Annotated in this window: 12 protein-coding genes; 6 read left to right on the top strand and 6 right to left on the bottom strand. The window is 68.5% G+C overall.

The features are described from left to right. Positions 1–51: 51 nt before the first annotated feature. From DZG09_RS01245 to DZG09_RS01225, 5 genes are all read right to left on the bottom strand, one after another. The gene (locus DZG09_RS01245; protein ID WP_119695925.1) at positions 52–780 is read right to left on the bottom strand and encodes an SDR family oxidoreductase; all 729 of its coding nucleotides are present in this window, start codon (positions 778–780) and stop codon (positions 52–54) included. A gap of 76 nt (positions 781–856) precedes the next feature. Beyond that, entirely contained in the window at positions 857–1,855 is a 999-nt protein-coding gene (locus DZG09_RS01240) for an ABC transporter substrate-binding protein (RefSeq protein WP_119695924.1), read from the bottom strand. 89 nt (positions 1,856–1,944) lie between these two features. Continuing rightward, positions 1,945–3,033, bottom strand: coding sequence for an ABC transporter permease (locus tag DZG09_RS01235; RefSeq protein WP_119695923.1), 1,089 nt, complete (start codon positions 3,031–3,033; stop codon positions 1,945–1,947). Beyond that, on the bottom strand, positions 3,030–3,794 hold the full coding sequence (locus tag DZG09_RS01230) for an ATP-binding cassette domain-containing protein (RefSeq protein ID WP_119695922.1): 765 nt from the start codon (positions 3,792–3,794) through the stop codon (positions 3,030–3,032). Before DZG09_RS01230 ends, DZG09_RS01235 begins: the two co-directional genes overlap by 4 nt. Positions 3,795–3,807: 13 nt before the next feature. Continuing rightward, entirely contained in the window at positions 3,808–4,857 is a 1,050-nt protein-coding gene (locus DZG09_RS01225; RefSeq protein ID WP_162893088.1) for a class I mannose-6-phosphate isomerase, read from the bottom strand. A 333-nt stretch (positions 4,858–5,190) separates the two neighbouring features. Between DZG09_RS01225 and DZG09_RS01220 the strand changes: the two genes are divergently transcribed. From DZG09_RS01220 to DZG09_RS01195, 6 genes are all read left to right on the top strand, one after another. After that, positions 5,191–6,060 carry an SIS domain-containing protein gene (locus DZG09_RS01220; RefSeq protein ID WP_119697311.1) on the top strand — a complete coding sequence of 290 codons (870 nt, stop codon included), beginning with the start codon at positions 5,191–5,193 and terminating at the stop codon, positions 6,058–6,060. Positions 6,061–6,153: 93 nt separating this feature from the next. Then, a complete protein-coding gene (locus DZG09_RS01215; RefSeq protein ID WP_119695920.1) occupies positions 6,154–7,494 on the top strand; it encodes an ABC transporter substrate-binding protein in 1,341 nt (446 codons plus the stop codon). Positions 7,495–7,496: 2 nt separating this feature from the next. Next, the gene (locus DZG09_RS01210; protein ID WP_240423592.1) at positions 7,497–8,408 is read left to right on the top strand and encodes a carbohydrate ABC transporter permease; all 912 of its coding nucleotides are present in this window, start codon (positions 7,497–7,499) and stop codon (positions 8,406–8,408) included. Then, positions 8,405–9,310: a carbohydrate ABC transporter permease gene (locus DZG09_RS01205; protein WP_119695918.1), complete on the top strand. Its 906-nt coding sequence runs from the start codon at positions 8,405–8,407 to the stop codon at positions 9,308–9,310. Before DZG09_RS01210 ends, DZG09_RS01205 begins: the two co-directional genes overlap by 4 nt. Next, positions 9,307–10,272, top strand: a complete 966-nt coding sequence (locus DZG09_RS01200) for a carbohydrate kinase family protein (protein ID WP_119695917.1) — start codon at positions 9,307–9,309, stop codon at positions 10,270–10,272. The genes DZG09_RS01205 and DZG09_RS01200 overlap by 4 nt, the downstream gene beginning before the upstream one ends. Next, complete coding sequence (locus DZG09_RS01195; RefSeq protein WP_162893087.1) at positions 10,269–11,258, top strand: 1-phosphofructokinase family hexose kinase; 990 nt, start codon at positions 10,269–10,271, stop codon at positions 11,256–11,258. Before DZG09_RS01200 ends, DZG09_RS01195 begins: the two co-directional genes overlap by 4 nt. Here DZG09_RS01195 and DZG09_RS01190 read toward each other — a convergent pair. Continuing rightward, the gene (locus DZG09_RS01190) at positions 11,228–12,046 is read right to left on the bottom strand and encodes a DeoR/GlpR family DNA-binding transcription regulator (RefSeq protein ID WP_119695916.1); all 819 of its coding nucleotides are present in this window, start codon (positions 12,044–12,046) and stop codon (positions 11,228–11,230) included. The two genes, DZG09_RS01195 and DZG09_RS01190, sit on opposite strands and share 31 nt — an antisense overlap. Positions 12,047–12,132 lie beyond the last annotated feature (86 nt).

Here is a 12,132-nt window from a genome sequence, read left to right as displayed (position 1 = left end):
TGTCATCGATGACATGCGGGCAGAAGCGAGCGAGTCGCGGGTCAGCATCGCTCAGATGTCCTGGTCGGTGGGCAGGATCACGACGTCGCGCAGAGTGACGTGACGCGGCCGGGTGAGCATGTACTCGATCGCGTCGGCGACGTCGTCGCTGGTGATGCCCGTGCGATCGGCGACCTTCTCCGCGACGCGGTCGGTCTCGCTCTCCTGATAGCCCCACAGCTCGTTGAGCACGACGCCCGGCGCGATCGCGCCCATCCGGACTCCCGTGCCGACGAGCTGCTGGCGCACTGCGTGGGTGAACGCCTGCACGGCGTGCTTTGTCGGGGAGTACACCGGCTCCCACTGCACGTCGATGTGGCCGGCGACCGAGCTGGTGACGACGACGTCGCCCGTGCCCTGGGCGACGAGGTGAGGCAGCGCCCCGCGCACGGTGGTCATCACACCGGTGACGTTCGCCTGCACGGTTGCGGCGATCTCGTCGTAGCCCGCGGTGAGGAAGTCGCCGCCGAGGTACAGGCCGGCGTTGGCGAGCACGATGTCGAGGCGGCCGAACCGCTCGGTGGCGGTGCGGACCGCGAGTTCGATCGCGGCGCCGTCTGCGACATCGCCCTCGATGACCACCGACTCGGATGCGAGGGAGGCCGCGACCGATTCGAGGCGTGCGGCCGAGCGGCCGACCAGAACCGTGCGCACGCCGCGGTCCGCGAGCCGGCGCGCGGTGGCGCGCCCGATGCCAGAACCGGCGCCGGTGATGATCGCGACCTGTTCGTCGGTCGTCATGGCTTCTCCTTCGAAGTGAGGTGGGCCCGGTGGGCGCCGCGCGAGGCGCAGGCGACGCCCACCGGAGTCGGAACGATCAGCAGCTCGACTGGTAGACGGCCTCGCCGCCTTCGCCATCGATGTTGTCCTGCGTGATGACGGTGAAGCCGGTCTGGATCTCCGCCGTCGTGTCCTCGCCGTTGAGAGCGGCGACGGCCTGCTCGACGGCCTGCTCGCCGATCGATGCGGGCTCCTGGGCGACGAGCGCCTGCACGATGCCGTCGCGCAGCTGCTCCACCTGGGCGGGGCCCGCGTCGAAGCCGACGACGGTGACATCATCGCGGCCGGCCTGCTGCACACCGGTCGCCGTGCCCTCGGCCGCGAACAGGTTCGCGGCGAAGATGCCGACGAGGTCCTTGTCCCGCTGCAGCGCGGCCGTCACGATGCGGGCGGCCTCATCAGGCTGATTGTGGCTGTACTCGATCCCGACCGACTCGAACTTGTCGTTCTCGGCGACCGCGGCCTCGAAGCCCTCGGCACGAGCGTCCGATGTGGTGATGCCGGGGTCGATGGAGACGACGAGCACCTTTCCGCCCTCGGGATGGGCCTCCTCGATCGCCTCGAAGGCGGCCTCGCCCCCGCCGTAGTTGTCGCTCGCGATGGCGGACGCCGCGAACGACGGGTCCTCCACCGTGGTGTCGACGAGCACGACCTCGATGCCCGAGTTCGCCGCAGCTTCGATGGGCGCCTGCATGGCCGACTGGTCCGTCGCGGCGATGAGCAGCGCGTCGGGGCTCGATGCCACGACCGAATCTACGAGCGGCTTCTGCAGGGCGGGGTCGAACTGCTTCGCGCCCTGCGTCTTGACCGAGACGCCGAGCTCTTCGGCCTTGGCCTCGATGCCGCACTGCATCGAGATGTAGAACTCGTCGCCGGCGACGCCTTGTACGAAGGCGAGGCTGTAGTCGCCATCGCCGGATCCGCCGGATCCGCCGGAGTCGCCGCCGGATCCGCCGTCGCCCGACGAACATCCGGCGAGGGCGAGAGCGCCGACCGCCCCGATGGCTGTGATGGACAGTGCCTTGGACCACTTCATCGTGTCCTCCTTGTTGGTGAAAGGTGAGGGATATGGGCTGTTGGTGTCTGTGGCGGGCGGACGCGTTCGCGGCGACCGCTCCGCTCGGCTCATCCGCGTCTGCGGGCGAACAGGTGCTTCCAGACGCTGACGTCACCGCCGCGGGATGCCTGGGCACGGCGCACCTGGTCGACGTACACGGCGACGATGAGCACGGCGCCGACGGCGACCTGCTGCCAGAACGGCTGCACGCCGAGGATGACGAAGCCGTTCTGCAGCACGGCGGGGATGAACAGGCCGACGATCGAACCGATGATCGTGCCGATGCCGCCGAACAGCGAGGTGCCTCCGATGACCACCGCGGTGATCACGTTCAGGTTGGTCTCGGTCTGGCCGGCGATCGCCGTCGTGGAGAACTGCGCCAGCGACATGATCCCGGCCAGGCCCGCGAGGCCACCGGTGAGGGCGTACACCGCGATCAGCCGACGGTCGACCTTGACGCCGACCCGCCTGGCCGACTCCTCGTTCGAGCCGACGGCATAGGTGTGCAGGCCGAATCGCGTCCGATGCAGCACGATTGCGCCGATGACGATCACGACGAGTGCGATGACCGAGATGATCGGGATCGTGCCGAACACGTTTCCGTAGCCGATGGAGTTCGTGAGCACCTCAGGCACCTCTCGGATGTCGACCCCGCCGGTGAGGATCTGCGCGAGGCCGAGCGCGATCCCCATCGTGCCGAGCGTCACGATCAGCGGCGGCACCTTCAGCTTCGCGATCACGAAGCCGTTGAAGAAGCCCCAGAACAGGCCGGCGGCGATTGAGACCACGATCCCGACGATGGCGGTTCCCCAGCCGTCGCCGCCGATCGTGCGCATGGCGATCGCCGCGGCGACGCCGGAGAAGACCAGGACGGAGCCGATCGACAGGTCGATGCCGCTGGTGATGATCACGAACGTGATCCCGACGGCGAGGACCGCGAGGATCGACGCATTCTGGATGATCAGGCGCACATTGCCCCAGTGCGGGAACGTGTCGGGCGCCATGACCGAGAAGACCGCGACGATCGCGATCAGCACGATCAGGATCTGCAGCCACTGGGTGCGGGCGAGCCGCGCGAACAGGGTCTCCTTCGCATCGACCTCGGCGATCGCGGTGGTCTCCGGGCCCATCTTCGGTGTTCTGGCGTCGATGCTCATGCTGCCGCGTCTCCCACGTTCGCGCCGGTCATCAGGCCGACGAGCTCCTCCATGCTGGTCTTCTCGGCGTCGAGTGTGGCGACGCGATGTCCGAGACGGAGCACCTGCACCCGGTCAGCCACGTCGATCACGTGCGGCATCGAGTGGCTGATGAAGACGACGGCGATGCCGGTGTCGCTGACGCGCCGGATGAGGTCGAGCACGTTCTTCGTCTGACGCACGCCGAGCGCCGCGGTCGGCTCATCGAGGAAGACGAGCTTCTTCGCCCAGTGCACGGCGCGCGCGATCGCGATCGCCTGGCGCTGGCCGCCCGACATCGACCCGACCTGACTGGTCATCGAGCGCACCGTGGCGCCGAGGTCGTCGAACGCACGGCGCGACTGGCGCCGCATCTCCCCGTCGTTCATGAACCCGAGAGCGCCGGCCAGCCCGCTGCGCATCACCTCGCGGCCCAGATACATGTTCTGCACTGGATTCAGATGAGGGGCGAGCGCGAGGTCCTGATGCACCGTCTCCATGCCGAGCTCGCTCGCGGCGGCAGGAGTGGAAAGATCTATGGGGCGTCCCTCGAACTCGATCGTGCCGCTGTCGACGGCGAGGTTCCCGCTGAGGGCCTTCACGAGCGTGGACTTGCCCGCTCCGTTGTCGCCGATGAGGGCGGTGACCTCGCCGGGATACACCTCGAAGTCGGCATCGTCGAGCGCGCGCACGTGACCGAACTGACGGTTCAGGCCGCGTGCTTTCAGGATGGGGGTCGTCATGGGTTCCTTCCGATCAGGCGACGTCGCTGTCGCCGAGTGTCTGGGGCCATCCGGAGCCCGGTCGATGCACGATGAGGTTCGCCTCGGTGCCTTCGGTCCGCCACGGGCCGAAGGCCGCGGGCACCGCGAGCACGTCTCCGCGTGCTGCGGAGACCGTCTCGCCGCTGGCGCCGTGCAGCACTGTGTCGGCCAGAGCCAGGACGACGGCGAATCCAGCGTCGAACTCGGCTCCTGCACCGGCTCGGTCGAGCCGGAAGTAGGCGTCTGCCGTCGGCGGGAGCAGGCGGGCGGCACCGGATGCCGGGGAATCGAGGTCGTTCGAGCGCACAAGAGCGTCGATGTCGGTGAGGGCGGAGGTGCTCACGGCGCCCATCGCGGTATCGAAGCCGAGATCGAGGTGCGATTCGTCACGCGTCGACGTCGTGACCGACCACTCCAGCAGCAGCGAGAAGTCGGTGGGCTCCTGCACTTCGGCGACGAAGATACCGGCATCGACGGCGTGCACCGTGCCTGCCGGAACCAGCACGCCCATGCCGCGTCGCGCCTCGAAGCGGTTCATGCGGGCGAGCATCCATTCGGAGTCCTGTGCGTCGCGCCGACGGTCGAGCTCATCCGGATCGACGGCCTCGCTCCACCCGAGGTGGAAGGCCGAACCCGGTTCGGCGTCGAGCACGAGCCACGACTCGGTCTTGCCGTAGGGGCAGTCGAGATGCGACAGCGCGAATGCACGGGCGGGGTGCACGTGAACGGGGAGTCGCTGGCGTGCGTCGAGGAGCTTCACGAGCACGCCGGTGTCGCTGGGCCGGGCAGCCAGCGAGTGGCCGGGGCCGATCCAGGCCTCTGGATCGGCGGCGACGAGGTCGCGCAGCAGTTCGCCGTCGGTCGTGCTGGCCAGACCGATCTCGCCTTCGCCTGCGCGCGGCACGGTCGCCGCCAGCCATTCCTCCGGCTGGAACGGGTTCGACTGCTCGATCCCGCGCAGCGCCGCGATCCTGTCGCCGCCACGGTAGAAGTGGTCGATCAGGTTCGGCGCCATCGTGCGCGGGTGCAGCTGTGGGTCCACGTTCGTCTCCGGTCATGACATCGATGTCATCTGGAAGGGCCTCTCTGCCTTTCCGACTTCTGATGACCAAGCATGGGCGCATCAGACAACGTTGTCAAGACCATATCGGGGGCAATCTGAGATGAGGTGCTCCGAACGTCCGCAGGAGTCAGGGCCGTACGAGTTCGGAGGCGGCATCTATTCAGTCATAAAAACTGAGTGAATCACGCAGTTCTGATGACAACAATGTTGTGAATGCGCAATATGGGGGCACAGCGGTTCCGCTCATAGGAGGACCGCCCAGACGAGGCCCTCTCGGCCGGAAGGACAAGGCCCCAATTGCGCACGAGCAACGTGACCGAACGTGAGATTCTGAGCCAGCCTGCGGTGTGGCGGCAGGCGCTGGAACTCGACATCAGCATCCCCGCCTTCGGAAGGCGGGGAGAGCGCGTGCTCTTCCTCGGGTGCGGTACCAGCGCCTACGTGTCCGAGTCGATTGCGATGCTGCGCGAGACCGCGGGGCACGGGGTGACCGACGCGGGATACGCATCGGAATGGCTGCCGGGGCGCACCTACGACCGGATCGTCGTGATCAGCAGGTCCGGCACGACGAGCGAAGTGCTCGCCGTGCTCGACCAGGTGCCGTCGGGGACGGCGACCACTGCGATCGTCGGCGTCGAGGGCTCACCCGTCGCAGCCGCCGTCGATCAGGCGCTGGTTCTCGACTTCGCCGACGAGAGCTCCGTCGTGCAGACCCGATTCCCGAGCACCGTGCTGGTGCTCGCGCGCCGCGCATTCGGCGAGGAGCTCACGGATCTGGCCGCGCAGTGCGAGGCCGCGCTGGCGCGCCCGCTGCCCGTGCGCGTCGCCGATCACTCGCACTTCGTCTTCCTCGGTCGCGCGTGGACCAGAGGGCTGGCGCAGGAAGCGGCGCTGAAGATCCGTGAGGCGGCGCAGGCGTGGTCGGAAGCCTACCCCGCGCTCGACTACCGTCACGGCCCGATCGCCGTCGCCGGTACGGGGTCGCTCGTCACGCTCTTCGGCGACCTCGACTCCGCGCTCGCGGACGACGTGCGGCGCACGGGCGCCGAGGTCCTGCACCACGACGTCGACCCCTTGATCCAACTGGCTCTCGCCCAGACCCTCGCCATCCGCTTGGCCGAGGAGCGGGGGCTCGACCCCGATTCGCCCCGACACCTGACGCGATCCGTCGTTCTGAGCTGAGATGAGACTCTGACGGCGGGAGCTCCGGCGACCCGCCGCAGACCGGTCGATGAGCAGTCCGCAGAGGAAGCACAACCCGCAGAGGAAGCAATCATGATTCGCCACCACCACAGCGCATTCCGTCACAGCCGCACGATCCGCCGCCGTACCGCGGCCGTCGCGATCGCCGCATCCGCCGCCCTGGGACTCGCCGCCTGCTCATCCGGAGCGCAGCCGGCGACGAGCCTCGATCCGGATGCCGACGTCACCCTGACATGGTGGACGGGGCAGGCGGATCAGGCCCAGACGATCCTGGAGGGCCTCGCGGACGAATTCGAGCAGGAGCACCCGAACGTCACGATCGAGATGTCCTCGGGCGCTCCGTCGACCGAAGATCTGCTGCAGAAGCTGTCGTCGTCGTTCGCGGGAGGCACCTACCCAGACATCTCGTACGCGTTCGGATCGTGGGCGAGCGAACTCGCCGGCTCCGACCGGACCCTCGACATCACGGACCGGCTGAGTGAGGACTCCGAGGTGGGATGGGAGGAGTTCTCCGGTGCGGCACAGGCGACCGCTCAGCCGGAGGGCGGCGCCACGATCGGCTTCCCCGCCGTCGTGGACAACATCTCCCTGATCTACAACAAGACGGTCTTCGACGCTGCGGGCGTCGACTACCCGACCGAGGACTGGACGTGGCAGGACTTCCGCGAGGCCGCGGCCGAGCTCACCGACCCCGCCACCAAGACCTACGGGTACGGATACTCCGTGTCGGGTTCCGAGGAGACGACGTGGCAGTTCTGGCCCCACCTGTGGCAGCGAGGCGGACAGATCCTCGACGACGCCGAGGCGACGTTCGACTCTCAGGAGGGCGTCGACGCGCTCACCTTCCTGCAGGAGATGGCCGTCGACGACGAATCCGTGTACCTGGATCAGACCGACACGAAGTTCGGGCAGTTCTTCGCCAGCGACCAGATCGGCATGATCACGTCGGGACCGTGGACGCTCTACGACCTGCAGACCGCGGGCACGGACTACGGCGTCGTTCCGCTGCCCGGCACGGACGGTGACCACACCACGATCTCCGGTGCGGACATCTGGGTGATGTTCGACCACGAGGACCCGAACCGCGAGCACTGGTCGTACGAGTTCATGAAGTGGCTGACGGCTGCGGAGCAGGATGTGCGCTGGAACGTGGTCTACGGGAACCTGCCGCTGCGCGAGAGCGAGACGGAGACTCCGGAGTTCCAGGAGCAGGTCGAACAGATGCCCGGTCTCGACGTGATGGCTGCGAACAGCGAGAACGCGACGATTCCGCGGCCGACCGTCCCCGGCTACGTCAACCTGTCCGAGGCGATCGGCACGGCGATCTCGCAGGTCCTGCAGGGGCAGGCAGAGCCTCAGCAGGCTCTGGAAGACGCAGCGGATGACGCCACCGCCGCTCTGGAGGACGAATGACGGTGAGCGCCCCAGCGCGGCGGCCGGGCATCCGGCTGCGCCGCGCGCGCGACACCGCGACGGGCTGGGGGTTCGTCGGGCCGGCGACCCTGATCGTGCTCGGCCTGTCGATCTTCCCCGCAGTGTGGGCGTTCCTGCTGTCGCTGCAGGAGTGGAACGGATTCTCCGAACCCGAGTGGGTGGGCGGCGGAAACTACGCCGACATGGCCGCAGACGCCGATCTCGGTGCCGCCGTGATGCACACGCTCGTGTACTCGGCGATGTTCGTGCCGGCCTCCGTGCTGCTCGGCCTCGGCCTGGCCGTCGCGCTGAACCGACGGATCATCCTCGTCGGGCTGTATCGCACGCTCATCTTCCTGCCCTTCGTCGTGTCGGCCGCTGCGACGGGAATCCTCACCACCTACCTGTTCAACCCCCAGTTCGGGCTCGTCAACAACCTGCTCAGGACCCTCGGGCTCCCGCAGCAGGGATGGCTCGAAGACCCGGCGCAGGCGATGCTCGTCATCGCGATCATGTCGGTGTGGGGCCAGGCGGCGCTGACGACGGTGATCTACCTCGCGGCGCTGCAGGATATCCCCGCCGAGCTGTCGGAGGCGGCCAGGGTCGACGGTGCGAGTCGCTGGCAGACGTTCTGGCGCGTGATCTTCCCGCAGCTCGCTCCCGTCACCGTCTTCGTCACGATCTGGCAGGGCATCCAGGCGATCCAGCTCTTCGACGTCGTGTACACGACCACCCGCGGCGGCCCGCTCGGCGCGACGGAGACCATCGTCTACTACCTCTGGAACGCCGCGTTCCGGGAGCTCGAGTTCGGATACGCGTCGGCCGTCGCATATGGCCTGTTCGCGCTGACGCTCGGCATCACACTCATCGTGGTCATCGCGCAGCGGCGCACGGCGAAGGGAGAGTCCGTATGACGACGCTCATCGACAGAGGTCTGCCGCAGAGCTCGAGCCCGAGCACGGCTCCGACGACGACGCGCGCGGTCATCGTGCAGAGGAAGCGTCGCCGTCGCCGTTCCTGGGCGCACCTGCTGCTCATCCCGGTCTCGCTCGTCTTCGCGATTCCGTTCCTTCAGATGTTCATCACATCTCTCACGCCCGAATCCGAGATCAACCGGTTCCCGCCGAGCTTCATCCCTTCGGCGCTGACGTTCGACGGCTATGCGAAGCTGTTCCAGCAGTCGGACATCCTGCTGTGGCTGGGCAACTCCGTGATCGTCTCCGCCGCCGGAATCGCCTCGCACATCGTGCTCTGCTCCCTGGCGGGGTACGGGTTCGCTCGACTGCGATTCGCCGGCCGAGACGTGAGCTTCATGATGATCGTGGCGACGATCATGATCCCGACGCAGCTGCTGATGGTCCCCACCTACGTGATGTTCGCCTCCGTGGGCATCATCGACACACTGATGGCCGCGATCGTGCCGTGGCTGGCGACGACCTTCGGCATCTTCCTGATGCGGCAGTTCTTCCTATCGCTGCCGGCGGAGCTCGAGGAGGCCGCGCTGCTGGACGGCTGCTCGAAGTTCGGCACGTTCTGGCGGATCATCTTTCCGCTGGCGCGGCCGGCCCTCGCCACTCTCGCGATCTTCACGCTGCTGGGGTCGTGGAACGATCTGGTGTGGCCGCTCATCGCGATCAACGACCCCGGCGCGTTCACCGTGCAGCTGGGCATCACGAACTTCCAGGGAGCGCGGCGCACCGACTGGTCGCTGCTGATGGCGGCGAACGTGGTCGCCACGCTCCCACTCATCGTCTTCTTCGTGGTCGCACAGCGACAGTTCATCGCGACCATGTCGTTCTCGGGGGTGAAGGGATGAGCCGTTCGACTCCGGACGCGCGTCCGATCCTCGTCGTCGGGGATGCGAACGTCGACCTGGTGCTCCGCGGCGATGTCGTGCCGCGGTTCGGCCAGGCCGAGCAGCTGCTCGATCGTGCGGACCTGGTGCTGGGAGGGTCTGCCAGCATCGTCGCCAGCGGCACGGCGAGACTCGGAGCGCCGACTGCCCTGATGGCGCGAGTGGGGGACGACGCCTTCGGCAGATTCGCTCTCGATGCGCTTCGCGGAAACGGAGTCGACGTGGCAGGGGTCGCCGCCACGGCCACCGCTGCGACGGGAGTGTCGGTCATCCTGTCCGCGCCGGAGGATCGCGCGATCCTGACGGCGCCCGGTGCGATCCCGCTGCTCGCCGCGGACGATGTGATCTCCGGCCTCGAAGCGTGGCGAGGGGCGCCGGGCATCCTGCACGTCGCGAGCTACTTCCTGCAGCCGTCTCTGGCGGTCGAACTGCCTTCTGTGCTCGCAGCCGCACGCGCCGCCGGATGGACGACATCCCTCGATACCAACTGGGATCCGAGCGAGAACTGGCACGGTGTCGAACGCGCACTGCCTCACCTCGATCTGCTGCTGCCCAATCGGAACGAGCTGCAGGCGATCGCTCGGTCGCTCGGCGACACGGGCGAGCGCGACGAGGACCTCGCACGCAGGATCTCGCACCGCGGGCCGCGGGTCGTCGTGAAGGACGGCGCCCGTGGAGGCTGGTCCGTGCGCGCCGACGAGGCGCGGGAGAGCGCACCGGGCCTCACCGTCCAGGTCGTCGACACGACGGGAGCGGGGGACAGCTTCGACGCGGGATATCTGGCGGCGCTCGCGCACGGCGTCGAACTCGAGCGCGACCGGCTGCGCTGGGCGACGACGGCCGGATCGATGTCGACGGGACGACCGGGCGGAACCGCCGGACAAGCGGACCTGGCCGAGCTGCGCGCGGCGGTGGCATCGTGATCACTGCGCTCGCGCTGAGTCCGGCGCTCGACGTGACCTATGTCGTCGACCGCCTGCAGGGGATCCAGCGCCCCCGCGAAGTGGTGAGGGTCGCCGGTGGGAAGTCGCTCAACGCTGCGCGCGCGGCCGTGGCACTCGGCGCACGGGACGTCGCCGCCGTCGCCGTCCTCGCCGGCGGAGCAGGCGCGGACGTGGCGGATGCCGCTCGCGGCGACGGCGTCTCACTGACCGCGATCGACGGGGCGACGCCGACGCGCACCTGCGTGTCGATCTTCGATGTCGGCGCGGGCGAGCTCACCGAGATCTACGAGAGGCCGGTCGCGGTATCCGCCGCCGAGGTCGACCTCGTGCTGGACACCGCTCTGGGAGGGCGGGATGCGGCCGGCGACTGGTTCCTGCTCTCCGGAGGCCTTCCGCAGAACCTCGCCCCTGAGACGGTCGCCGAAGTGGTGCGGCGCGTGCGCGGCGCCGGCGGCCGGATCGCACTCGACACCCACGGGCCCGCCCTGCGAGCGGGTGCAGAGGCAGGGCCCGATCTCGTCAAGGTGAACCGTGCCGAAGCGGTGGAGCTGCTCGGCTGCGCCCCTGACGCTCCGGGTGACCTTCTGGTCTCCCGTCTGCACGGGTTCGTCTCCGGCGTGGGGCGCTCATCGTGCGTCGTGGTCACGGACGGCGAGGACGGGGCATGGGGATCCGACGGGGGAGAGGTGCTCAGGGCGCGCAGAAGCGGCCCTGTGGGAGCATTCCCCGTCGGCAGCGGCGACTCCTTCCTCGGCGGGCTGATGGTCGCATTCGAAGCGTCGCTCTCGCTGCGGGAAGCGCTCCCGTTGGGCACAGCCGCCGGTGCGGCCAACGCTCAGCTCCCCGGCGCCGCGCGGCTGGACGCCGCCATGGCGCGCCGGCTCGCGGCGGACATCCGGGTGGACTCGTTCTCCGGCGCGTCCGCGCTGACGGATCAGCCTTCCTGCGCGTCCGCCACGACCTGAACATCGACGCCGGCCGCCGCGATGGCCTCGAGCTCGCGCTGGTCGGCGGACGAGTCGGTGACGAGCACATCGATCTCCGACAGCTCTGCGACCTTCGCCAGCGTCGCCCGCCCGATCTTCGACCCGTCCGCCACCACCACGACCCGATCGGCCTGCGTCACCATCGCATGATTGGTGCGCGCCTCGGTCTCGTTGTGCGTGGTCGCACCGCCACGGGCGCTGATGCCGTCCGTGCCGAGGAACGCGGTACCGACGTTGATCGCCGAGAACGTCTTCTCCGCGAGCACCCCGACGGCCTCCAGCGAGCTGGACCGGACGAACCCGCCGGTCATGATGACCGTCAGTCTGCTGCGGGAGGCCAGCTCCGTCGCCGTGGTGAGTGCGTTGGTCGCGACGGAGAGATCGTCACGCACCGTCAGCGCTCTGGCGACCGCTGCGGCCGTCGTGCCGCCGCTGATCGCGACGGAGTACTGGCCGTCGGGAAGCAGGCGTGCCGCGTGCTCCGCGATGCGCAGCTTGGCCTCCCTGAAACGGGAGTCGCGCAGCTGGACGGGGACCTCGGTTGCCGGGTCGAGGGCGCGCGCGCCGCCGTGCGAACGGATCAGCAGGCCCTGCTCGTCCATGTCGGTGAGGTCGCGGCGCATGGTCGCCGTCGACACGGCGAGGGCGTCCGCGATCTCCGTGAGTCGTGCGGACCCGCGTTCGTTCACATAGCTGAGGATCCGGGCCATCCGGTCGGAGCGCCGACGAGACGTCGCGTGCGGTGCCTGCGCCTGTGCGATGGACATGTCGACGCCTCCTGTGTTCGTGCCTCAGCGATGCATACAATCGAAACAGTCAAAAAAATGAGCGAATCACGCAAACTGTGCCTTGA

The organism is Microbacterium halotolerans, assembly GCF_003569805.1.
Taxonomy (GTDB): domain Bacteria; phylum Actinomycetota; class Actinomycetes; order Actinomycetales; family Microbacteriaceae; genus Microbacterium; species Microbacterium halotolerans.
The sequence above is the reverse complement of the archived record's forward strand: the minus strand, read 5'-3'. Positions and strand labels throughout refer to the sequence as shown.